Annotated in this window: 20 protein-coding genes; 13 read left to right on the top strand and 7 right to left on the bottom strand. The window is 51.8% G+C overall.

What is annotated here, in order from left to right:
* Positions 1-15: 15 nt before the first annotated feature.
* Positions 16-636: a superoxide dismutase [Mn] gene (gene sodA, locus ACLJR2_RS14490; protein ID WP_000122632.1), complete on the bottom strand. Its 621-nt coding sequence runs from the start codon at positions 634-636 to the stop codon at positions 16-18.
* 328 nt (positions 637-964) lie between these two features.
* Between sodA and ACLJR2_RS14485 the strand changes: the two genes are divergently transcribed.
* From ACLJR2_RS14485 to ACLJR2_RS14475, 3 genes are read left to right on the top strand one after another with little or no spacing between them, the layout of a single operon-like run.
* Entirely contained in the window at positions 965-1,948 is a 984-nt protein-coding gene (locus ACLJR2_RS14485; protein WP_000812816.1) for a TRAP transporter substrate-binding protein, read from the top strand.
* 18 nt (positions 1,949-1,966) lie between these two features.
* Positions 1,967-2,482, top strand: a complete 516-nt coding sequence (locus ACLJR2_RS14480) for a TRAP transporter small permease (protein WP_001091413.1) — start codon at positions 1,967-1,969, stop codon at positions 2,480-2,482.
* Positions 2,475-3,782 carry a TRAP transporter large permease gene (locus ACLJR2_RS14475; protein ID WP_000566793.1) on the top strand — a complete coding sequence of 436 codons (1,308 nt, stop codon included), beginning with the start codon at positions 2,475-2,477 and terminating at the stop codon, positions 3,780-3,782. Before ACLJR2_RS14480 ends, ACLJR2_RS14475 begins: the two co-directional genes overlap by 8 nt.
* Before the next feature lie 157 nt (positions 3,783-3,939).
* Here the strand turns inward: ACLJR2_RS14475 and ACLJR2_RS14470 are convergent, their stop codons facing one another.
* Positions 3,940-4,623 (bottom strand): oligogalacturonate-specific porin KdgM family protein, encoded by a 684-nt coding sequence (locus tag ACLJR2_RS14470; protein WP_000378721.1) that lies wholly within the window; start codon positions 4,621-4,623, stop codon positions 3,940-3,942.
* A gap of 618 nt (positions 4,624-5,241) precedes the next feature.
* On the opposite strand from ACLJR2_RS14470, the gene rhaT reads away from it, so the two are divergent.
* Complete coding sequence (gene rhaT / locus ACLJR2_RS14465) at positions 5,242-6,276, top strand: L-rhamnose/proton symporter RhaT (RefSeq protein ID WP_000063541.1); 1,035 nt, start codon at positions 5,242-5,244, stop codon at positions 6,274-6,276.
* Here rhaT and rhaR read toward each other — a convergent pair.
* Positions 6,273-7,121: an HTH-type transcriptional activator RhaR gene (gene rhaR / locus ACLJR2_RS14460; RefSeq protein WP_000013291.1), complete on the bottom strand. Its 849-nt coding sequence runs from the start codon at positions 7,119-7,121 to the stop codon at positions 6,273-6,275. The genes rhaT and rhaR overlap by 4 nt on opposite strands.
* Before the next feature lie 152 nt (positions 7,122-7,273).
* On the bottom strand, positions 7,274-8,110 hold the full coding sequence (gene rhaS / locus ACLJR2_RS14455) for an HTH-type transcriptional activator RhaS (RefSeq protein ID WP_000217112.1): 837 nt from the start codon (positions 8,108-8,110) through the stop codon (positions 7,274-7,276).
* Between the two features lie 287 nt (positions 8,111-8,397).
* On the opposite strand from rhaS, the gene rhaB reads away from it, so the two are divergent.
* The 5 genes from rhaB (at position 8,398) to rhaM (ending at position 13,679) form a co-directional block, all read left to right on the top strand.
* A complete protein-coding gene (gene rhaB, locus ACLJR2_RS14450) occupies positions 8,398-9,867 on the top strand; it encodes a rhamnulokinase (RefSeq protein ID WP_000143966.1) in 1,470 nt (489 codons plus the stop codon).
* The gene (gene rhaA, locus ACLJR2_RS14445; protein WP_000211468.1) at positions 9,864-11,123 is read left to right on the top strand and encodes an L-rhamnose isomerase; all 1,260 of its coding nucleotides are present in this window, start codon (positions 9,864-9,866) and stop codon (positions 11,121-11,123) included. The genes rhaB and rhaA overlap by 4 nt, the downstream gene beginning before the upstream one ends.
* Before the next feature lie 142 nt (positions 11,124-11,265).
* Positions 11,266-12,093 carry a rhamnulose-1-phosphate aldolase gene (rhaD, locus tag ACLJR2_RS14440; RefSeq protein WP_001179685.1) on the top strand — a complete coding sequence of 276 codons (828 nt, stop codon included), beginning with the start codon at positions 11,266-11,268 and terminating at the stop codon, positions 12,091-12,093.
* A gap of 126 nt (positions 12,094-12,219) precedes the next feature.
* Complete coding sequence (gene fucO, locus ACLJR2_RS14435) at positions 12,220-13,368, top strand: lactaldehyde reductase (RefSeq protein ID WP_000009254.1); 1,149 nt, start codon at positions 12,220-12,222, stop codon at positions 13,366-13,368.
* The gene (gene rhaM, locus ACLJR2_RS14430; RefSeq protein ID WP_000619478.1) at positions 13,365-13,679 is read left to right on the top strand and encodes an L-rhamnose mutarotase; all 315 of its coding nucleotides are present in this window, start codon (positions 13,365-13,367) and stop codon (positions 13,677-13,679) included. The genes fucO and rhaM overlap by 4 nt, the downstream gene beginning before the upstream one ends.
* Before the next feature lie 88 nt (positions 13,680-13,767).
* On the opposite strand, the gene ACLJR2_RS14425 is transcribed toward rhaM, so the two are convergent.
* Entirely contained in the window at positions 13,768-14,316 is a 549-nt protein-coding gene (locus ACLJR2_RS14425) for a helix-turn-helix domain-containing protein (RefSeq protein WP_001517951.1), read from the bottom strand.
* 100 nt (positions 14,317-14,416) lie between these two features.
* Here ACLJR2_RS14425 and ACLJR2_RS14420 point away from each other — a divergent pair, with 100 nt between their 5' ends.
* Positions 14,417-15,076: an AzlC family ABC transporter permease gene (locus tag ACLJR2_RS14420; protein WP_000683595.1), complete on the top strand. Its 660-nt coding sequence runs from the start codon at positions 14,417-14,419 to the stop codon at positions 15,074-15,076.
* The gene (locus ACLJR2_RS14415) at positions 15,076-15,399 is read left to right on the top strand and encodes an AzlD domain-containing protein (RefSeq protein ID WP_000527677.1); all 324 of its coding nucleotides are present in this window, start codon (positions 15,076-15,078) and stop codon (positions 15,397-15,399) included. Before ACLJR2_RS14420 ends, ACLJR2_RS14415 begins: the two co-directional genes overlap by 1 nt.
* Positions 15,400-15,753: 354 nt before the next feature.
* On the opposite strand, the gene ACLJR2_RS14410 is transcribed toward ACLJR2_RS14415, so the two are convergent.
* Positions 15,754-16,854 (bottom strand): YiiG family protein, encoded by a 1,101-nt coding sequence (locus ACLJR2_RS14410; RefSeq protein WP_000828047.1) that lies wholly within the window; start codon positions 16,852-16,854, stop codon positions 15,754-15,756.
* 182 nt (positions 16,855-17,036) lie between these two features.
* Here ACLJR2_RS14410 and ACLJR2_RS14405 point away from each other — a divergent pair, with 182 nt between their 5' ends.
* Positions 17,037-18,068: a YiiG family protein gene (locus ACLJR2_RS14405; RefSeq protein ID WP_001534593.1), complete on the top strand. Its 1,032-nt coding sequence runs from the start codon at positions 17,037-17,039 to the stop codon at positions 18,066-18,068.
* Positions 18,069-18,335: 267 nt separating this feature from the next.
* Here ACLJR2_RS14405 and fdhD read toward each other — a convergent pair whose 3' ends face one another.
* Positions 18,336-19,172 (bottom strand): formate dehydrogenase accessory sulfurtransferase FdhD, encoded by an 837-nt coding sequence (gene fdhD / locus ACLJR2_RS14400; RefSeq protein ID WP_001059743.1) that lies wholly within the window; start codon positions 19,170-19,172, stop codon positions 18,336-18,338.
* Positions 19,173-19,366: 194 nt separating this feature from the next.
* On the opposite strand from fdhD, the gene fdnG reads away from it, so the two are divergent.
* Positions 19,367-22,417, top strand: a complete 3,051-nt coding sequence (fdnG, locus tag ACLJR2_RS14395) for a formate dehydrogenase-N subunit alpha (protein WP_077945116.1) — start codon at positions 19,367-19,369, stop codon at positions 22,415-22,417.

The following is a 22,417-nucleotide window of genomic DNA, read 5'->3' as shown; positions in this document are numbered from 1 at the left end:
GACGTGCAATGCAAATTATTTTTTAGCGGCGAAACGCGCTGCTGCTTCGTCCCAGTTCACCACGTTCCAGAACTCTTTGATGTAGTCCGGGCGGCGGTTCTGGAATTTCAGATAGTAAGCGTGTTCCCACACGTCCAGACCCAGGATCGGGAAGCCGGAAGCGCCGGAAATGGCTTCACCCATCAGCGGGGAATCCTGGTTTGCGGTAGAAACCACAGCCAGTTTGTCGCCTTTCAGCACCAGCCACGCCCAGCCGGAGCCGAAACGGGTTGCTGCTGCTTTTTCGAATTCAGCTTTGAAGTTGTCAACGGAACCGAAGTCACGCTCGATAGCCGCTTTCAGATCGCCCTGCAGAGTGGTGCCTTTTTTCAGCCCTTTCCAGAACAGGCTGTGGTTAGCGTGGCCGCCCGCGTTGTTACGCAGCACGGTTTTTTTGTCCGCTGGCACCTGGTCCAGTTTAGTAATCAGTTCTTCAACCGGCAGGTCAGCAAACTCAGGCAGATTTTCCAGCGCCGCGTTGGCGTTGTTGACATAGGTTTGATGGTGTTTGGTGTGGTGAATCTCCATCGTCTGCTTATCGAAGTGCGGTTCCAGTGCATCATAAGCGTACGGCAGGGATGGCAGTGTATAACTCATAATCATCTCCATTATTGTCGAGCGGCACAGTGTTAACGCCGCGTAAGCAGTTGGTTCATTATAGTTAATTAAATGATATTGAAAATGATTATCAATGCCGTACTTTTTCCAGGGTTATAAACGTTACGGCATCCGCTGAAAAAAACCGTTTTTTACGCCTCCAACCGAAACCGTCTGTTGATGAATTCCTGGAAATCATGAAATGTGAAACAGGGTTTCAAAATCTTTCTTTTGGTGCCAATTTTTGTCAGCGGTGGCAAAATCAAGAAGGTTATAATTTCACCATGCAATTACATTCCCGGTAAATTATTACAATTGCGAGGGAATTATGAAGCAACCTGGTTTTATACGTCTGGCTACGTTGGCCTTACTCTCCACACTCTCTTTCTTCTCCCACGGCGAAACCATTTTGCGCCTGGCCTACGCTGAAAATAGCCAGCCGGTAAAAGATGCGTTGCACTTCCTGGGGCAGCAAGTTGAAGAGAAAACGGGCGGCGATATCAAAGTACAGTACTTCCCGGACGGACAGCTTGGCGGCGAGCGCGAACTGGTGGAGTTGACGCAGGTCGGCGTCGTCGACATCACTAAAGTGTCGTCCGGGCTGATGGAGAGTTTTTCGCCTGAGTACGGCGTGTTCTCACTTCCCTACCTGTTTGCCACCGTCGATGAATACTACCGCGTAATGGATAACCCACAGGTGATGGAGCCTGTTTATCAGTCCACCGCCGCACAGGGGTTTGTCGGCGTAGGCTGGTATGATTCCGGCGCGCGTAATTTTTATATGAGCAAAGCGCCGGTTAAACGCATTGAGGATTTACGCGGGAAGAAGATCCGCGTCATGCAGAGTGAGACGGCGATCCAAACTCTCAAACTGCTGGGCGCTTCGCCCATCGCCATGAGCCAGGCGGAGGTCTATACCTCGTTACAACAAGGCATTCTCGACGGCGCGGAAAACAATGAGTTCGCTCTCACCATCGCCCGCCACGGCGAAGTCGCCCGTTATTACACCTACGATATGCACACCCGCATTCCCGATATCCTGTTAATGAGTACCCTCACGCTGGAAAAGCTGACGCCGGAACAGCAGCGCATCGTCGAAGCCGCCATCAAGGCGTCGATCGAATTTGAGAAAGCCGCATGGGACAAGGAAATAGAGAAAACCAGGCTGGCGGCGGTAAAAGATTTCAACGTTGAATTCTACGAGATCGACAAAAAACCCTTCCAGAAGGCAGTACAGCCTATTTACGACGGTCTGAAAAACAAACCGCGGCTTTACGGGCTGTATCAACGTATCCAGACAGCAAAAAATTAATCTAATCAGGAAATTAAGATGAACACATTCAGAAAAGGACTTGATTTATTGCTGGGCGCTATCTGTTGCCTGGTGCTGGCGATAATGGTTGGCATCGCCTGCTGGCAGGTGGTGAGCCGCTACATTCTGGGCGTTCCCAGCACCCTTACCGAAGAGATGCTGCGATTTCTCCTGGTGTGGGTATCAATGCTGGGCATGGCTTTTGTCGCCGGTCAGAAACAGCATATCAGCCTGACTCTCTTACTGGATAAGGTGTCGCCGACGATTCGTGGCTGGTGGGATATTATTCTGCAGGTCATTTTTATCGCGTTTTCCATTTGGGTATTGATTATCGGCGGCTTAAAGATTTCTGCGATTTCTATGCTGCAAATCTCCCCTGCGCTGGGCATTCCGATGGGAAAAATTTATTACGCGCTCCCCTGCGCGGGCGTACTGATCATCCTCTATGGGCTGCTGAATATCGTTGACGCCCTGAAAGCTATCCATTCCGCCACGGATACCACTGAGCACACTCTGGAGAAATCACATGATTGACCCTATTTTTGCGTCCTGTACGCTAATTGCCGTCTTTGTTGTTTTACTGGCCATGGGCGCGCCTATCGGGATCTGCATCGTTATCGCCTCTTTCAGCACCATGATGCTGGTACTGCCTTTCGATATTTCTATGTTCGCCACCGCGCAAAAAATGTTCTCCAGCCTGGACAGTTTTGCCTTGCTGGCCGTGCCGTTCTTCGTTTTGTCCGGGGTGATCATGAATAGCGGGGGAATTGCCGCCCGGCTGGTCAATTTTGCCAAACTGTTTACTGGCAAACTGCCCGGCTCGCTCTCTTATACCAACATCGTCGGCAATATGATGTTCGGTGCAATTTCCGGATCGGCGATTGCCGCCTCAACCTCCATCGGCGGCGTGATGGTGCCGATGAGCGCGCGCGAAGGTTACGATCGCGGCTTTGCGGCCGCGGTGAATATCGCCTCCGCGCCGACGGGAATGTTAATTCCGCTCACCACGGCTTTTATCCTTTATGCGCTGGCAAGCGGGGGAACATCGATTGCCGCTCTGTTCGCCGGCGGTCTGGTTGCGGGTGTGCTGTGGGGCGTTGGCTGTATGCTGGTCACGCTGGTAGTCGCTAAGCGTCGAAATTATCGGGTTTTCTTCACCGTCCAAAAAGGCATGGCGCTAAAAGTTGCCGTTGAGGCCATTCCCAGCCTGCTGCTGATCGTGATTATCGTCGGCGGCATTGTGCAGGGGATTTTCACCGCCATTGAAGCCTCCGCGATTGCCGTGGTGTATACGTTATTGCTGACGATGGTGTTTTACCGCACGCTGAAAATTAAGGATTTGCCTTCGATTTTGCTCCAGACAGTGGTAATGACCGGGGTCATCATGTTCCTGCTGGCAACCTCTTCGGCGATGTCCTTCTCGATGTCGATCACCAATATCCCTGCGGCGCTGAGCGATATGATCCTCGGTATTTCCGCCAATAAACTGGTTATCCTGTTAGTCATTACCGTCTTTTTGTTGATTATCGGCGCATTTATGGATATTGGTCCGGCCATTCTGATTTTTACCCCGATTCTGCTGCCGATCATGGCTAAACTGGGCGTCGATCCGGTGCATTTCGGCATTATCATGATCTATAACCTGGCGATTGGCACCATTACGCCGCCAGTTGGCAGTGGTTTATATGTCGGGGCGAGCGTCGGTAAGGTCAAAGTTGAGGAAGTGATTAAACCGTTGCTGCCTTTTTACGGCGCGATTATCGGCGTTCTGTTATTAATTACCTACATTCCGGAAATCACACTGTTCTTACCCCGTCTACTGGGCATCATGTAAGCGCATTGTTTCCTGCACATCTCGTTGCCGGATGGCGATTCGCGTCTTATCCGGCCAACGCACGATAATAATTATCCGCAGGTCATCACCAGGTAAAAAAAACCGGCTACCTATAAAGTAGCCGGAAAAGGGAATAAATAATAAACAGGGATAATGATTAGAATGTGTAGCCTATACCCACGCGGAAACGGGTTTGTCTTTCATCGCTGTTGCTATTGACGGAAACATTACCTACCTCAACGAATGGCGACCATTGGTCAATAATATAGGCAGTTCTGAAGTTATATTCATAGTTATCTTTGCCGCCATCGTAAAGATCATATTTATCGGCTTTCTTATAAATTCCTTCGATTGTCCAGTCAAAGTTGTTCCATTTATAACCCGCCCAGACATCCATACGATTGATGGTATCATCATCACGGATATCAGAAGAACGGCGTACATATTCAAAACGATAGCGCGCGCCAACCCACCAGCTTTCATTTAATGTCCACGTCGCGCGGAAGTAAGGCTTATAGGTAGAGTAACCGTTGCCTGTTTCCAGCACGAAACCCGGTTGCCAGGCGACATCACCGGTTTTAAATTGGTAGCTTATCGTATATTCGTTGCCCTGTGTTTCCAGGTCATTAAACGCTTTATTGGTGTCATCCCCGCCTGATTTTGAGATAGCTTCTATCGCAAAACCAACACCATTCGCAAACCGATGAGAAATATACGCACGGTCATAGTTAGCTTTACTGTCATCAAGATATTCATGACGAACATCGACATATACTGCATGCGCATTTGTTACAACAAGAGGTAATAGTAAGAAAAGAGATTTTCTCATAACAGAATCCATTTAATTTAAAATTAAAACGTTGTTTCATGTCAGGCCGTTACAACCATAATACGCAATGTGAATGGCGACAATATAGACAAAGATCTTTAATTTAAAATTGGGATAATGTTCAAAAAGCAAAATAAAATAAATGAAATTCATATTCGTCATATAAAATAAAAATTAAAACACCATCAACAACGCCAATATAGGGATTTCCTTATATTTATATTCCATTGATTCCTAACGTTAATTTCAATATATTTAATTTGTAAATACAAATAAAACAACTAAATAATTACTGTATAACTACCCTTTTATCAAACGGTAAGTCAGACTATTCCCATTATGTGACCTCACGCAGCGTTTTCTTTGCATTGTTGCCAGCTAAGTCGTTTCGTGTCGTTATGATGAAGGTATTTTAGAAAACAAATATTACCCACTAATTTGAATAACATCCAGACGGTCACGATGCGCTCCGACTTTTTTAAAACGTGAAGTTAATCACTTCATTAACGTGCTGATTGCCAGAATACACCCAACGGCGGCAATCGTTATAAGGTTACCAGGCTGCGTAATTTTTAAACTCATGCAAACGGAAGGGGTATCCCGTCCATAAAAAATAATGAGGAACATGTCATGAGTAACGCGATTACGATGGGTATTTTCTGGCATTTGATAGGGGCGGCCAGTGCAGCCTGCTTCTATGCCCCGTTCAAGCAAGTGAAACAGTGGTCATGGGAAACCATGTGGTCAGTGGGCGGCATCGTCTCATGGCTTATTCTGCCGTGGACAATTAGCGCTCTGTTACTGCCTGATTTCTGGGCCTATTATGGACAGTTTAACCTCTCCACCCTTTTACCGGTTTTTCTGTTCGGCGCCATGTGGGGCATCGGCAATATTAATTACGGTCTGACCATGCGTTATCTCGGGATGTCGATGGGTATCGGCATCGCTATCGGCATTACGCTTATCGTCGGCACGCTGATGACGCCTATCATCAACGGTAACTTCGATGTGTTAATCCATACCGAAGGGGGACGCATGACGCTACTTGGCGTTTTTGTCGCGCTGATCGGCGTCGGGATTGTGACGCGCGCCGGACAGTTAAAAGAACGCAAAATGGGCATTAAAGCGGAGGAGTTCAATCTGAAGAAAGGGCTTCTGCTGGCAGTGATGTGCGGTATTTTCTCGGCGGGGATGTCTTTTGCCATGAACGCCGCGAAACCGATGCATGAAGCTGCTGCCGCGCTTGGCGTTGACCCGCTCTATGTCGCGCTGCCGAGTTACGTGGTGATTATGGGCGGCGGCGCGCTGGTGAACCTCGGTTTCTGTTTTATCCGCCTGGCAAAAGTGCAAAATCTGTCGATAAAAGCCGACTTCTCGCTGGCAAGACCGTTGATTATCAGCAATATTCTGTTGTCCGCGCTTGGCGGTCTGATGTGGTATTTACAGTTCTTTTTCTATGCCTGGGGTCACGCGCGCATTCCCGCGCAATATGACTACATGAGCTGGATGCTGCACATGAGCTTCTATGTGCTGTGCGGGGGGCTTGTCGGTCTGGTGCTAAAAGAGTGGAAAAATGCTGGCCGCCGTCCCGTTGCCGTATTAAGCCTCGGCTGCGTGGTAATTATTATCGCGGCGAATATTGTCGGTTTAGGCATGGCCAGTTAATCGCTTTGATTACTGAGATGACGCCATTGGCTCGGCGTCATCCCGGTTTCCCGCGTGAACACCACTGAAAAATAATTACTATCTTCAAAACCGCACTGCATCGAAATCTCGCTAACCATCAGCGGGCTATGCTGAAGCAGATACTGCGCGTGGCAAATACGGACCTGGCGTAAATATTGATTAATCGTCATCCCGGTTTGGGCGCGAAACTGCTGCCGCAGCACCCGCTCGCTGCATTGTTCCTGCTGGCAAAACGCATCCAGCGCAAAGGGACACTCAAGGCTATTAGCCAAAGCGGTAATTAATTTATCCAACAGGGTTTCTCGGGAGGTTGCCGGAAGATCGTCAGTCGCGTAGCGATGCCGTTTTAACGTCATTACCAGTTGACCAAACAGCAATTCCGCCATCTCATTCGCCAGCGGATCGCGTCCATTACTCTCATGTTCAAGCTGGTTAATGACCTGCCGCGCCTGATTCATTCCCATACTGCCCAGCCGCCAGTGAGGATGCCACTGCGCTCCCTGAAAGCCGGGAATCATCGCCTGCCAGTTTACATTGAGTTTCAAACGCTCCGGGCAGTAAATAATATTTTGCAGCACCAGATCGTTAACGGAAGTATAGGAGTGTTTGTCTTCAGCACGAATGTAAAACAGATCGCCGCGGGTAATTCTGTATGGGCGCTCATTAAGAACGTGTAGGCCATTGCCCCGCCAGACCATCACCAGTTCACAAAACTCATGCGTATGTTCCGCAAAAACATCCTGTGGATAGCGATCGGCAACCGTAACGGCCTGCTGCTCATCAGTAAAAAAATCTTTTTTCAAAAGGATTAACTGATTTGCCACCGCAGCACCTCATGTTGAATGCTTGCCGGCTGGCGCTACGCTTATTCTGTCTACCGCTCGCCGCCGTAGGCCAGGTAAGGCGCAGCCGCCATCCGGTATTAAAGGGTATAATTATCAGCATATTGGCGACGAAAACGTTGATAGCGTTCGCGTTACTGGATTATCGCATCGCGTCCCTGACGGATATCCCGCGGCGACCAGTTAAATTCTCGGCGAAACAGAGTCGAAAAGTGGTTACTGTCGCCAAAACCGCAGCGGTACGCGATTTCTGTCACGCTATGATCGCTATGGCGCAATAAATGCCGGGCTTTGATCAAACGCAGGCGATTAAGGTAACGTTGCGGCGTCAGCCCGGTATGCTGTTTAAGCTGACGATGCAGCGTACGTAGCGACAGCGAAAACTGTTCAGCTACCGCCTCCCAGCAGACCTCCTCCGCAAAATGGTCTTCCAGCCATGCCATCAGTTGGTTGAGTTTGGCGTCGTTATTGGTCGCGCCTTCCATCAGGCTACTGCGGCGTAACAACACCAGTAGTTGCATAAACAAAATTTCGCGATTCGCCACGGCAGGCGCATCCATGCCGTCTCCGGCGCGCTCCATCAGACCGACCAACTGGCGCACCTGCTGCAACACACTCTGATTCACCCGCCAGTGAGAAGGATAGTAACCATCCTGCTCCTGCGGCAGCAATTGATCCAACCCCGCCAGGAACTGGAAGGCGTCCGGTGAACGCCACAGTACATTCGTCAGGCATAGGTTGTCGGTATGTTCATATAAATGCCGGTCGTGATCGCGAACAAAACACACGGTACCGCCGCTGATGGTATACGGCTGCCCGTTGAATACATGAATGCCCGTACCGTGTTCCACAATCACGATTTCATGAAAATCATGATGATGTTCAGGGAAAGCGGCTTGCGGCAGACGAGGTTCAATCGCCACGGGCGCTTTACCTGATGGAAAAAAATCCACGCTATGCAGTACGGTCATGGTTGCTTCCTCCTGAATTCAACATGTCCGAATAGTAATTAAGGGTTATCGGCCTCACCTTAAATTTTTGACGCTAAAGCGCGCAAACATGGTCTTTTTTTCAAGAAAAGGCGGGAAAAAGCGGGAAATGCGGACGACATCACACCGGCCTATTAGTAGAAACTGTGAACGCTATCACGTTCATCTTTGCCTTGTTGCCAGCGGCTCATTTTCCTGTCAGTAACGAGAAGGTAGGTCTTTGAGGGCTTTTTTAGACTGTGCACAATAACTCTAAGAAGGACCTGATTATGACTTTTCGCCATTGTGTCGCGGTTGATCTCGGCGCATCCAGCGGGCGCGTGATGCTGGCGCGTTACGACAGCAAACACCGTACCCTGACGCTACGTGAAATTCACCGTTTTGTGAACTGCCTACAAAAAACAGACGGGTTTGACACCTGGGACATCGACAGTCTGGAAAAGGATATCCGTCTTGGTCTGAAGAAAGTCTGCAATGAAGGCATTCTTATCGACAGCATCGGCATCGACACCTGGGGCGTCGATTATGTCCTGCTGGATAAACAAGGTCAGCGTGTCGGCCTGCCGGTCTCCTACCGCGATAACCGTACCACGGGCATCATGCCGCAAGCGCTGGTCCAGATCGGCAAAAGCGAAATCTATCGCCGCAGCGGGATTCAGTTTCTGCCGTTTAACACCATCTATCAGCTACGCGCGCTGACGAAACAACAGCCTGAGTTAACGGCGCAGGTCGCTCATGCGCTGCTGATGCCCGATTATTTCAGCTACCGCCTGACCGGTGAAATGAACTGGGAATACACCAACGCCACGACCACCCAGTTGGTCAATATCAATACCGATGACTGGGACGATACCCTGCTGGCGTGGACCGGCGCGAAAAAGAGTTGGTTCGGTCGCCCCTCACACCCTGGCAATGTTATCGGCGACTGGATTTGCCCGCAGGGCAACCGTATTCCGGTGGTAGCCGTCGCCAGCCACGATACCGCCAGCGCCGTTATTGCCTCTCCGCTGGCAAATAAACATAGCGCTTACCTGTCTTCAGGCACCTGGTCGTTGATGGGTTTTGAAAGCAAAATGCCCTACACCACTGACGAGGCGCTGGCTGCCAATATCACCAACGAAGGCGGCGCGGAAGGGCGTTATCGGGTACTGAAAAACATTATGGGTTTGTGGCTGCTCCAGCGTGTGCTGAAAGAACGGCGCATTACCGATCTGCCTGCGCTTATTGCCCAAACAGAAGCGCTGCCGGCCTGCCGTTTCCTGATTAACCCGAATGACGATCGCTTTATCAATCCTGACGATATGCGCGCTGAAATCCAGGCCGCCTGTCGCGAGACCGACCAGCCCGTTCCCGTCAGCGATGCCGAACTGGCGCGCTGCATTTTCGACAGTCTGGCGCTGTTGTATGCCGACATTCTGCACGAACTGGCAAATCTGCGCGGCGAAAAATTTACCCAACTGCATATTGTCGGCGGCGGATGCCAAAACGCGCTACTCAACCAGTTGTGCGCCGATGCATGTGGTATTCGCGTGATGGCCGGGCCGGTTGAAGCCTCCACCCTTGGCAATATTGGTATTCAGCTTATGACCCTCGACGAATTAAACAACGTCGATAACTTCCGTCAGGTCGTCAGCGCTAACTACGACCTGACAACCTATATCCCTAATCCTGATAGTGAAATTGCCCGCCACGTTGCGCAGTTTCAACCCAAACGACAGACAAAGGAGCTTTGCGCATGACCACTCAACTGGAACAAGCCTGGGAACTGGCAAAACAACGTTTCGCCGCAGTAGGTATTGATGTCGAGGAGGCGCTGCGCCAGCTCGATCGCCTGCCGGTTTCCATGCACTGCTGGCAGGGCGACGATGTTGCCGGATTCGAGAACCCGGAAGGTTCGTTGACGGGCGGAATTCAGTCAACCGGCAACTATCCGGGCAAAGCGCGTAACGCCACCGAACTGCGCGCCGATCTGGAACAGGCGCTGCGTCTGATCCCAGGCCCAAAACGGCTGAACCTGCACGCCATTTATCTTGAGTCGGATACGCCGGTTGCCCGCGACCAGATCAAACCGGAGCATTTTAAAAACTGGGTGGAGTGGGCGAAAGCGAACCGGCTGGGGCTGGATTTCAACCCCACCTGTTTTTCTCATCCACTGAGCGCTGACGGTTTTACCCTCTCTCATCCAGACGCGAAAATTCGCCAATTCTGGATCGATCACTGCAAGGCCAGCCGCCGCGTCTCGGCATACTTTGGTGAGCAGCTCGGTACGCCGTCGGTGATGAACATCTGGATCCCGGACGGCATGAAAGACATTACCGTCGACCGTTTAGCCCCGCGCCAGCGCCTGCTGGAAGCGCTGGATGAGGTCATTAGCGAGAAATTCGACCCGGCGCACCACATCGACGCCGTTGAGAGCAAACTGTTTGGCATCGGCGCGGAAAGCTACACCGTCGGCTCCAATGAGTTCTACATGGGCTACGCCACCAGCCGTCAGACCGCGCTGTGCCTGGATGCGGGCCACTTCCATCCCACTGAAGTGATTTCCGACAAAATTTCCGCCGCCATGCTCTACGTGCCACGGCTGCTGCTGCACGTCAGCCGCCCGGTACGCTGGGATAGCGACCACGTGGTGCTCCTGGACGATGAAACCCAGGCAATTGCCAGCGAGATCGTCCGTCATAACCTGTTCGACCGTGTGCATATCGGTCTGGATTTCTTCGACGCCTCTATCAACCGTGTCGCCGCGTGGGTTATCGGTACCCGCAACATGAAAAAAGCGCTGCTGCGCGCTCTGCTGGAACCCACAGATCAACTGCGTCAGCTTGAAGCCAGCGGCGATTACACCGCGCGTCTGGCGCTGCTGGAAGAGCAGAAATCTCTGCCGTGGCAGGCCGTCTGGGAAATGTATTGCCAGCGTCACGACACGCCGGCTGGCAGCCAGTGGCTGGACAGCGTTCGCGCCTACGAAAAAGAGATCCTGAGCAAACGTAGCTGACAGCGACACCTGATCTGTAGGCCGGATAAGACGCCCGCGTCGCCATCCGGCAATAAATGAAACACGATTGCCGGATGGCGCTGCGCTTATCCGGCCTACGTAAGACCCGAATAACCTTCGGGCAATAAATGGGAACACGAACATGCAAAATATTACCGATTCCTGGTTTGTCCAGGGCATGATTAAAGCCACGTCTGATGCGTGGCTGAAAGGGTGGGACGAACGTAATGGCGGTAACCTGACGCTGCGTCTGGATGAAGCCGATATCGCACCGTTTGCAGCTAATTTCCACGAAAAACCGCGCTACATCGCGCTAAGTCAACCCATGCCGCTGCTGGCGAACACGCCGTTTATCGTTACCGGTTCCGGCAAATTCTTTCGCAACGTGCAGCTCGATCCGGCAGCCAATTTAGGCGTGGTCAAAATCGACAGCGACGGCGCAGGCTACCACATTCTGTGGGGCTTAACCCACGACGCGGTACCCACCTCTGAACTCCCGGCGCATTTCCTCTCCCACTGCGAACGCATCAAAGCCACCCACGGCAAAGACCGCGTCATTATGCATTGCCATGCGACTAACCTGATCGCCCTCACCTACGTACTGGAAAACAACACTGCGCTGATCACCCGCAAACTGTGGGAAGGCAGCACCGAATGTCTGGTGGTATTCCCGGACGGTGTCGGCATTCTGCCGTGGATGGTGCCAGGCACCGATGAAATCGGCCAGGCCACCGCGCAAGAAATGCAGAAACATTCGCTGGTGCTGTGGCCGTTCCACGGCGTGTTCGGAAGCGGACCTACGCTGGATGAAACCTTCGGTTTGATAGATACCGCAGAGAAATCCGCTGAGGTATTAGTCAAAATCTATTCGATGGGCGGTATGAAGCAGACCATCACGCGCGAAGAACTGGTCGCACTCGGCAAACGATTTGGCGTGACACCGCTGGCCAGCGCCGTAGCGCTGTACTGATACCTCCCAACTCAACGCCGGATGCGGCTTTGCCTTATCCGGCCTACAGGTCGGTGCGCATTTTACCGTAGGCCCGATAAGCGTAGCGCCATCGGGCAACAGGGAATTTTTTTAAGGAGAATAGTGATGAGCTTTATGTTGGCACTGCCAAAAATTAGCCTGCATGGCGCTGGAGCGATTGCCGATATGGTGAACCTCGTGGCGAATAAGCAATGGGGCAAAGCGCTGATCGTTACCGATGGTCAACTGGTAAAGCTGGGCCTGCTGGATAGCCTGTTTAGCGCACTGGATGAACATCAAATGTCTTACCACCTGTTTGATGAGGTGTTCCCAAACCCGACAGAAGAGCTGGTGCAGAAAGGTTTTGCGGCGTATCAGAGCGCAGAATGTGACTACATTATCGCCTTCGGCGGCGGCAGCCCGATCGATACCGCAAAAGCGGTGAAAATTCTGACCGCCAACCCAGGTCCATCTACCGCCTACTCCGGCGTCGGCAAAGTGAAAAACGCCGGCGTACCGCTGGTAGCGATTAACACTACGGCAGGTACCGCGGCAGAGATGACCAGCAACGCGGTGATTATCGACTCTGCCCGTAAGGTCAAAGAGGTGATCATCGACCCGAATATCATCCCGGATATTGCCGTGGATGACGCCAGCGTCATGCTGGAAATCCCGGCGTCTGTGACCGCCGCAACCGGCATGGATGCCCTGACCCATGCGGTGGAAGCCTATGTCTCCGTTGGCGCGCATCCGCTCACCGACGCTAACGCGCTGGAAGCGATTCGCTTAATCAATGTGTGGCTACCGAAAGCGGTTGACGATGGCCATAACCTCGAAGCCCGTGAGCAAATGGCATTCGGCCAGTACCTGGCGGGTATGGCGTTCAACAGCGCCGGTTTGGGGCTGGTTCACGCGCTGGCGCACCAGCCGGGCGCAACCCACAACCTGCCGCACGGCGTCTGCAACGCTATCCTGCTGCCAATTGTCGAGAACTTTAACCGTCCGAACGCCGTCGCGCGTTTTGCCCGCATCGCACAGGCGATGGGCGTGGAGACGCGCGGTATGTCTGACGAAGCCGCAAGTCAGGAAGCGATTAACGCTATCCGTACGCTGAGCAAACGCGTCGGCATTCCAGAAGGTTTCAGCACGTTGGGCGTCACAAAAGAAGATATCGAAGGCTGGCTGGATAAAGCCCTCGCCGACCCGTGCGCGCCGTGTAACCCGCGCACCGCCAGCCGCGATGAAGTTCGCGAGCTGTACCTGGAGGCGTTATGATCCGCAAAGCCTTTGTGATGCAGGTAAATGCCGACGCGCACGAGGAGTATCAGCGTCGTCATAACCCAATCTGGCCGGAGCTGGAAGCCGTATTAAAATCTCACGGCGCGCATCACTACGCGATTTATCTCGATCAGGAGCGCAATCTGCTGTTCGCCACCGTTGAGATTGAATCCGAGGAGCGCTGGAACGCCGTTGCCAGCACCGACGTTTGCCAGCGTTGGTGGAAACATATGCGTGACGTTATGCCCGCGAATCCGGATAACAGCCCGGTCAGCGCAGAGCTAAAAGAGGTGTTCTATCTGCAGTAAGTCGTGTGCCCGATGGCGCAAGCTTACCGGGCCTACGGTTTTATTTTTTGTCGGCCGGATAAGGCGGTTACGCCGCCATCCGGCAATTTCAATTCTGCTCCGCTACCAGGATAGCCTGAGTATCCGGTTCCAGCGCTTTAAAGATATGCGCCTGGTCGCCGGGATAACAAATGTAATCGCCCTCCGCCAGCTCTTCCGGCGCCTCGGTTAAGCCGACAAGGGCTTTTCCCTGCGTCACAATAATATGTTCCACCGACCCCGGCGGATGCGGGTGAGAGATCCGGTCGGCCCCCGGCTGCGTCAACAGCAGATAGATATCACGCCGCGCGCCGGGCGGACACGCCGCCAGTAATATCGCCTGATAATGCGCCTGCTCCGCCACGACTTTGGTGCCCTCTCCGCGGCGAATCACCTGCGTTTTTTGTACCTGCGGCTCCAGCAGCCTGGCAAAGGGAATGTCGAGCGCGACGCATAGCGACCATAACGTCTCCAGGCTGGGGTTGCCGTTCCCTGCTTCCAGTTGTGAAAGCGTAGATTTAGCGATGCCTGCGCGCCGCGCAATCTCCGCCAGCGACAGTCCGGTTCGCTGGCGTTCGCGTACCAGGCTTCTGGCAATGACGCTAATAGGTTGTGTCATAAAGCATCCAACGTTCACTATAACGAACGAAATGTTCGTCTTGTAAAGCAAATCTGTTCCGTTCATTATAATGAAAATTCGTTCGATATGACTAAAGAAGATGAAACACTATTTTTCCTATCTCAAGGGAGACACAATAAAAGCGATATTTTTAGTGTGCCTGGCCGTGGGCGTCGTCGGCATGTCCTATGGCTCACTGGCGATGGCCTACGGTTTCCCACTGTGGGTGCCGTTTGTCCTCTCTATTTTTGTGCTGGCGGGCGCGTCCGAATTTATGTTTATCGGCATTGTTGCCAGCGGCGGCAATCCGTTAGCGGCGGCGGCGGCAGGACTACTGGTGAATGCGCGCCACGTGCCGTTTGGCGTAACGGTGCGCGATTTGGTTGGCACCCGCGCCGCCAGCTTTTTCGGCTGCCATATTATGAATGATGAGAGCGTGGTGTTCGGCCTGTCGCAAAAAACACCCGAACAACGTAAAGCCGCCTACTGGCTATGCGGTCTGGGCGTCGCCCTATTCTGGCCGATTGGCACACTGATTGGCGCTGGTGTCGGCAAACTGCTCCCGGCCCCAGAAACCATCGGTCTGGATGCCGTATTCCCGGCAATCTTACTGGCGCTGGTGATCCCGGCGTTTAAAAACCGCACCACATTGATTCGTGGTTGCAGCGGCGCCGCGCTGTCGCTTGCCGCCGTTCCCTTTGTGGCTGCCGGATTGCCGGTGTTGCTTTCGCTGCTTGGCCTACTGGCGAGGAAAAAATAATGGGCAATATGACGCTATTTATTATCGGTATTGCTCTTTTATCTGCGGGAACCTATTTGATGCGCCTCGGCGGCGCGAAACTTGGCAGCCGTCTGGCGCTGTCTGAGCGTTCACAGGCGCTGCTCTCGGATGCGGCAACGGTGCTGCTATTCTCCGTCGCGCTGGCGACCACCTTTTACGAAGGCGAACATTTTGCCGGAATGGCACGCGTTCTTGGGGTTGGCTTCGCCGTATTTTTAGCCTGGCGTAAAATGCCGCTTATTGTGGTGATTATCGCCGCCGCGGTAGTGACCGCGTTATTACGAATGGCGGGTATTAATTAACGTCTTACAGAACAGTTGGACGTGACACCCTATAAGTGATGAAGGCTGGGCCGCCCTATGCTGAAGTGGCCCAGAACTTTCGCATCAGCGGGATAAATGCTTTCCATATAAATGCCGATCCTCAATGACACTACCAGTACCTTCCAGCGTGACGTCAACATCTTGTGATAGCTTCAGATTACTGGTTTTTCTAATAGCTCTCTTTAGTTAATGTTTACGTCAGCTATTTTTACGGATATTGCCTGATGAAGAATACATAAACGAAAAAAGCGCCTGATCGGCGCTTTTTATTGGCGTTATAGCGTAATTTTATAGGCACTTGCGCCAGCCTGCGCGCAGTTAATGTGCCGTCACTCAACGCAGGCGGTTATAATCATCCACCATCTCGTTATAACTTCTCAACGACGCCGGATAAGAATCCGCAACCATCCATCCTGTTGCAGGGTCCTGCACCCGTTTCTTTTCAAAATCAGAATACTCAACATTGTCTCTGATGCGACGAATATATTTTTTAGCTTGTAGCTGATAATCAGCCGCAGAGCTGATGAAAGAAGAATTACGGCCATCAGTATTCACTTCTTTCAATTGCGCAATCATTGTTTCCAGTTCCGCGACTTTTTTCATCATCGCTTCGGCATCAAAGGTATCGGCAGAAATAACCTTGTTGATCTGCTTTGCCGAAATCATGACAGCCAGAGAATAATAGTTAAATTTTTTACCTTCCGCTTCTTCTATTCTCTTCAACTGTGTCAATTGCCGCCTGTCATTTATCTCCTGAATAGCCTCATGATATTTTTCCGAGACGGGTTTAAAATCCTCGATATTCTTCAGTAATGTCTGATGCAGCGCCTTACCTTTAGCAAAGGCATCATCTTTATAGTTTTCCTGGGTATAATATTTTTCCATTTCGTTAATGGTATTACCCAGCGCGGCGGCGCTATCAATATAGCTAACGGCAACGCCATCAATAGGCTCAAGTAATGGCGTTAAGGCGGCCACCTGTTTCATCTCTTTCTGGCAATTCGTTATGTAAGATTCCGTAATACCATAAATGCCATAAACCAGGCTCTCTTTCCCTGTCGGACCTTTTTTAAAGTCTTTCACCCAATCCGCGTAACGCGCCAGACTGCGCTGAACGGGCAATTGAAGTTTATTAAAACAATCGATATAGACATCCATTTTTTCACTATAAACTTCTTCAGCGTCAACCTCCGGCTGAGCTGGCGTTTCTGGCTTCGCCGCCGGGGGCTGAGTTGCCGTTTCTGGCTTCGCTGCTGGGGGCTGCGCTGGACTTTCGCCAGATTGCGTTTCCGGCGTCTGAGAAGGCGCTGGCGTCGCAGGCTGACTGCTGGCGGCCGGCGTCGCCTCGGTTTTAACATTATTGTCATCACATCCTGTTGCGCCCAGGGTCATTAGCGCAATGATTATCGCTGAGGATAATAAATTCCTTTTCATTTAATTGCCTTTTGTATATTTACGTTGGGGTCCTCTTATTTTAACGAACACATTGATATTGATAATGTTAATTATAATGAAATATGGATTAAGTATTTTTTGTGTTGAATAAATCACATACCTGTTTTTTTTCATTAAAATGAATCTGTAAATTTCAATGATATTATTTATAGGTTATTCTAATGAAAAAGGATTTGTTATCATCAATTATTATCGCTATGCTGATGACTGCCGGGCTAAGCGCTTGTGATGAAAAAAAAGCGGACGAACAACCTGTAGCTCAGAGTGCGGATTCATCAGCGAGCAATACACAATCCACATCAGCGGAAAGCGCAGATGCGAACGATGTTCTTAACCAAAAGCTGAATGTTTACATTGATTGTTATAATAATCTCCAGGCAGATATTTACCGTGCTGTAAATCGTTATGCTAACACACTCGACGATTTCCGCACCGGTCCTACCGGTAAGGAAGACGATCCCTCTCCGCTGGTTCCTGTGTATCCTGCATTTATCCAGGACTGCCGGAAAGACATCAAGGCGGCGGCTGAATTAAAGCCGGCGTTTGCCTCTCTGGATAGTGCTGCTCTGGCATTTATTAATGCGGCTGGGCCACTAGCTGAAACAATCAATAGTATGAATAAATACTATGATCAAGATAACTTCAAGGATGATGCCTTTGCTGGCGCCAAAGCGTTCCATAAAACGTTTATAAAACAGTTCGATGAGTTTGATCCCATTGCGAAGAAATATATCGCCGAGATTACCATTATGAGTGGGCAGCATGCGGCTAATGAAATTAAGGCGACCGAGAAGAAAGAAGGTAAATCCATTAAGTACTATACGCTTTTGACGATGCAGGAAGCCGAGACGCTTAATGACGCTGTAGCTGATGATTCTTTTGATGTGGCGGCAGTAAGCAAACAGCTCGCTGATTTTGAAGAGCATACTCAGAAGCTAAACGAGAAGATCAACGTTGATATAGATAAACATCGTAGCTTCCCTGGTTTTATTTCTGAGCTGGAAAAATTCCAGGGCAAGGTGAAAAAACGCATTCGGCGCGTGCGCGATAACGTGGCGTATACCTCGCATGAGCAGGACTACCTCAATAGCGGCAGCGGCGATATGGTAGATGGTTCTTATGAGGCTGTGGTTAAAGCTTATAACGAGCTCATCGATACCTATAATGGCTATCATCTTGAGCGTGAGTTCTAAGCTTTTCACGCTGCAAATCGCGTGCATATGACCGCTAAACTGAGCAAATAAGTCGTTAGCGACTGTCGAAAGAGCGCCCCAGAGGCGCTTTTTTCGTTCGAAGTATTACCGGGTAGCAAGCGCCTCGTGAATGGCTGGAATAAGCTGCGGCCCAGCATAAAAACGATTAAAACCTGTATGGCCTCGCCACTATACGTGATTCCGTTATCAAGAGAGGCTGTAAAATTGAGAAAATATATATTTTACGCAAATGTAGAGGATACTATTTTAGTCTGCGATTAACCGCTGCGGATGGGTATAAATCGTCGCCCGACCCGGCTTACAGAACCCCACCAGCGTAAGATTACACCGTTCAGCGACGTCAACCGCGAGCGTGGTGGCAGCAGAAACCGCAAACAAAATTTCCACACCGCACATCGCCGACTTCTGCACCATTTCGTAACTCGCACGACTGGAAACCAGCGCCGCGCCTTGCCGCCATTCCTCACCCTCCGTGGCGCGGCGACCGAGCAGTTTATCCAGCGCAACGTGGCGTCCGACATCTTCATGGCCCCCCGCCAGTTCACCCGACGGCATGACCCACGCCGCAGCGTGCGTACAACCCGTCAGCTTACCCGTCGGTTGAAAATCATTCAGATGTTTTAACGCGCGATCAAGGTTACCGAGATTAAACGTTTGGCTAAACGGCAGCGGTTGCACCGGCTTACCGATGTCATTGAGCTGTTCCACGCCACACACGCCGCAACCGGTGCGTCCGGCCAGCGCGCGACGACGCGCTTTCAGCCCCATAAATCGACGGCTGGAAAGATCAATCTGCACTTCAAGTCCGTTACAGGACGGTACAACGTCCATGCCATAGATTTCACGCGGGCTGTCAATGATCCCTTCCGACAGAGAAAACCCCATTGCAAAATGCGTCAGATCTTTCGGAGAGGCCATCATAACGACATGCGAAATGCCGTTATACACCAGTGCCACTGGCACTTCCTCGGCAACATCATCAAGTTGGGGGGACTGCAAATCCTCGCGTTTCCAGAGAGTCAACTGGCGTGAGGTTGTGAAATCAGTCACATTTAGGACTTCTTCAGACAGTATATTGTTCACTTTCTTTTAACCATATAAGAACACACACACCAACATTATGGTATTCTGTTACAACTCCTCCCGGATGGAGGAAAATTTATCCAATTCTGAACCTTTGCGGGCCCGTCCGCAAAGAAAAATAACAACCACTCCCTGAGCGTTTCGGATAGAGAAATGTGAAAGAGAAGTGACAATGTCGAAACAAGGAGCAAACCATGCAGGTCAGCAGAAGGCAGTTCTTTAAGATCTGCACTGGCGGTATGGCAGGCACCACGGCGGCGGCACTGGGCTTCGCGCCCGGCGTAGCGCTAGCGGAAACACGGCAATATAAACTGCTGCGCACCCGCGAAACCCGTAACACCTGCACCTACTGTTCCGTTGGCTGCGGGCTGTTGATGTACAGCCTCGGCGACGGTGCGAAAAACGCCAAAGCATCTATTTTCCATATCGAAGGGGACCCGGATCATCCGGTAAGCCGTGGCGCGCTGTGCCCGAAAGGGGCCGGTCTGGTGGACTTTATCCACTCTGAAAGCCGCCTGAAATTCCCGCAATACCGCGCGCCGGGTTCAGATAAGTGGCAACAGATCAGTTGGGAAGAAGCGTTTGACCGCATCGCTAAACTGATGAAGGAAGATCGCGACGCCAACTATCAGGCGCAGAACGCCGAAGGCGTTACCGTTAACCGCTGGCTCACCACCGGGATGCTGTGCGCTTCCGCATCCAGTAACGAGACGGGTTATTTAACGCAAAAATTCTCCCGCGCGCTGGGTATGCTCGCGGTCGACAACCAGGCGCGTGTCTGACACGGACCAACGGTAGCAAGTCTTGCTCCAACATTTGGTCGCGGTGCGATGACCAACCACTGGGTCGACATCAAGAACGCCAACCTCGTCGTGGTGATGGGCGGTAACGCCGCAGAAGCTCACCCGGTCGGGTTCCGCTGGGCGATGGAAGCCAAAATTCACAACGGCGCGAAGCTGATTGTGATCGATCCGCGCTTTACGCGTACCGCGTCGGTGGCCGATTTCTATGCGCCAATACGCTCTGGTACTGACATTGCCTTCTTGTCAGGCGTGATGCTGTATCTGCTGACCAACGAAAAATACAACCGTGAATACACCGAGGCCTATACCAATGCCAGCCTGATCGTGCGTGAAGATTTTGGCTTCGATGATGGTCTGTTCACCGGCTATGACGCCGACAAGCGGCAGTACGATAAAACCAGTTGGCACTATGAGCTGGACGAAAACGGTTTTGCCAAACGCGATACGACACTGCAACACCCGCGCTGTGTCTGGAATCTGTTGAAACAGCATGTCTCACGCTATACGCCGGACGTGGTAGAAAATATCTGCGGTACGCCGAAAGCGGACTTCCTGAAAGTGTGCGAGTACATTGCAGAAACCAGCGCAAAAGATAAAACCGCGTCGTTCCTGTACGCGCTGGGCTGGACGCAGCATTCCATCGGCGCGCAGAACATCCGTACTATGGCAATGATCCAGCTTCTGCTCGGTAACATGGGAATGGCGGGCGGCGGCGTTAACGCCCTGCGCGGTCACTCCAACATTCAGGGACTGACCGACTTAGGACTGCTGTCGCAAAGTCTGCCGGGCTACCTGACGCTGCCGAGCGAAAAACAGACCGACCTGCAAACCTATCTGGCTGCCAATACGCCGAAGCCATTGTTGAAGGATCAGGTCAACTACTGGGGCAACTATCCGAAATTCTTCGTCTCAATGATGAAGGCCTTCTTTGGTGATAAAGCGACAGCGGAAAATAGCTGGGGCTTCGACTGGCTACCGAAGTGGGACAAAGGGTACGATGTACTGCAGTACTTCGAGATGATGAAACAGGGCAAGGTCAACGGCTATATCTGCCAGGGCTTTAACCCGGTGGCCTCATTCCCGAACAAAAACAAAGTGGTCGCGTCGCTTTCCAAACTGAAGTACCTGGTGACTATCGATCCGCTCAACACCGAAACGTCCACCTTCTGGCAAAACCACGGTGAGTCGAACGACGTTGATCCCGCAAAAATCCAGACCGAAGTGTTCCGTCTGCCTTCCACCTGTTTTGCCGAGGAAAATGGTTCCATCGTTAACTCCGGTCGTTGGTTACAGTGGCACTGGAAGGGCGCGGACGCCCCGGGAATTGCCATGACCGACGGCGAAATCCTCGCCGGTATCTTCTTACGCCTGCGTAAGATGTACTCTGAACAGGGCGGCGCCAACCCGGAACAGGTGCTGAATATGACCTGGAACTACACCAAACCATACGAACCCGCCTCTGAAGAAGTGGCGATGGAAAGTAACGGTAAAGCGCTGGCCGATCTTATCGATCCGGCAACCGGCGCGGTGGTGGTGAAGAAAGGCCAACAACTCAGTTCGTTCGCGCAACTGCGCGATGACGGTACGACGTCCAGCGGCTGCTGGATTTTCGCCGGTAGCTGGACGCCGGAAGGCAACATGATGGCGCGTCGTGATAACGCCGACCCGTCTGGTCTCGGCAACACGCTGGGCTGGGCATGGGCATGGCCGCTTAACCGCCGCATCCTCTATAACCGCGCCTCCGCCGATCCGCAGGGTAATCCCTGGGACCCGAAACGTCAGCTACTGAAATGGGAAGGCGGAAAATGGGCCGGATGGGATATTCCGGACTACAGCGCTGCCGCGCCCGGCAGCGACGTCGGACCGTTTATCATGCAGTCGGAAGGGATGGGTCGCCTGTTTGCTATCGATAAGATGGCGGAAGGGCCGTTCCCGGAACACTACGAGCCGTTTGAAACGCCGCTGGGCACTAACCCGCTGCACCCGAACGTTATCTCTAACCCTGCCGCCCGTATCTTTAAAGACGATGCCGACGCGCTGGGTAAAGCGGATAAGTTCCCGTATGTCGGAACCACTTACCGTCTGACCGAGCACTTCCACTACTGGACCAAGCACGCGTTGCTTAACGCTATCGCCCAGCCGGAACAGTTTGTGGAAATTGGCGAGAAGCTGGCGAATAAGCTCGGTATCGCGCATGGCGATACCGTGAAGGTCTCCTCAAACCGCGGCTATATCAAAGCCAAAGCGGTGGTGACCAAGCGTATTCGCACGCTGAAAGCGGACGGCAAGGATATCGATACCATCGGTATTCCTATTCACTGGGGCTACGAAGGCGTGGCGAAAAAAGGCTTTATCGCCAATACGTTAACGCCTTTCGTCGGTGATGCGAACACGCAAACGCCGGAGTTTAAATCCTTCCTTGTGAACGTGGAAAAGGTGTAA

It is taken from the genome of Salmonella sp. SAL03688, assembly GCF_046551895.1.
GTDB lineage: Bacteria > Pseudomonadota > Gammaproteobacteria > Enterobacterales > Enterobacteriaceae > Salmonella > Salmonella enterica.
This window is presented reverse-complemented; position numbering and strand designations above follow the sequence as displayed.

Excerpts from the sequence above, each read along its gene's own strand:
- sodA (WP_000122632.1), bottom strand. The coding sequence starts at position 636 with ATGAGTTATACACTGCCATCCCTGCCGTACGCTTATGATGCACTGGAA.
- ACLJR2_RS14485 (WP_000812816.1), top strand. The coding sequence starts at position 965 with ATGAAGCAACCTGGTTTTATACGTCTGGCTACGTTGGCCTTACTCTCC.
- ACLJR2_RS14480 (WP_001091413.1), top strand. The coding sequence starts at position 1,967 with ATGAACACATTCAGAAAAGGACTTGATTTATTGCTGGGCGCTATCTGT.
- ACLJR2_RS14475 (WP_000566793.1), top strand. The coding sequence starts at position 2,475 with ATGATTGACCCTATTTTTGCGTCCTGTACGCTAATTGCCGTCTTTGTT.
- ACLJR2_RS14470 (WP_000378721.1), bottom strand. The coding sequence starts at position 4,623 with ATGGATTCTGTTATGAGAAAATCTCTTTTCTTACTATTACCTCTTGTT.
- rhaT (WP_000063541.1), top strand. The coding sequence starts at position 5,242 with ATGAGTAACGCGATTACGATGGGTATTTTCTGGCATTTGATAGGGGCG.
- rhaS (WP_000217112.1), bottom strand. The coding sequence starts at position 8,110 with ATGACCGTACTGCATAGCGTGGATTTTTTTCCATCAGGTAAAGCGCCC.
- rhaB (WP_000143966.1), top strand. The coding sequence starts at position 8,398 with ATGACTTTTCGCCATTGTGTCGCGGTTGATCTCGGCGCATCCAGCGGG.
- rhaA (WP_000211468.1), top strand. The coding sequence starts at position 9,864 with ATGACCACTCAACTGGAACAAGCCTGGGAACTGGCAAAACAACGTTTC.
- rhaD (WP_001179685.1), top strand. The coding sequence starts at position 11,266 with ATGCAAAATATTACCGATTCCTGGTTTGTCCAGGGCATGATTAAAGCC.
- fucO (WP_000009254.1), top strand. The coding sequence starts at position 12,220 with ATGAGCTTTATGTTGGCACTGCCAAAAATTAGCCTGCATGGCGCTGGA.
- rhaM (WP_000619478.1), top strand. The coding sequence starts at position 13,365 with ATGATCCGCAAAGCCTTTGTGATGCAGGTAAATGCCGACGCGCACGAG.
- ACLJR2_RS14425 (WP_001517951.1), bottom strand. The coding sequence starts at position 14,316 with ATGACACAACCTATTAGCGTCATTGCCAGAAGCCTGGTACGCGAACGC.
- ACLJR2_RS14420 (WP_000683595.1), top strand. The coding sequence starts at position 14,417 with ATGAAACACTATTTTTCCTATCTCAAGGGAGACACAATAAAAGCGATA.
- ACLJR2_RS14415 (WP_000527677.1), top strand. The coding sequence starts at position 15,076 with ATGGGCAATATGACGCTATTTATTATCGGTATTGCTCTTTTATCTGCG.
- ACLJR2_RS14410 (WP_000828047.1), bottom strand. The coding sequence starts at position 16,854 with ATGAAAAGGAATTTATTATCCTCAGCGATAATCATTGCGCTAATGACC.
- ACLJR2_RS14405 (WP_001534593.1), top strand. The coding sequence starts at position 17,037 with ATGAAAAAGGATTTGTTATCATCAATTATTATCGCTATGCTGATGACT.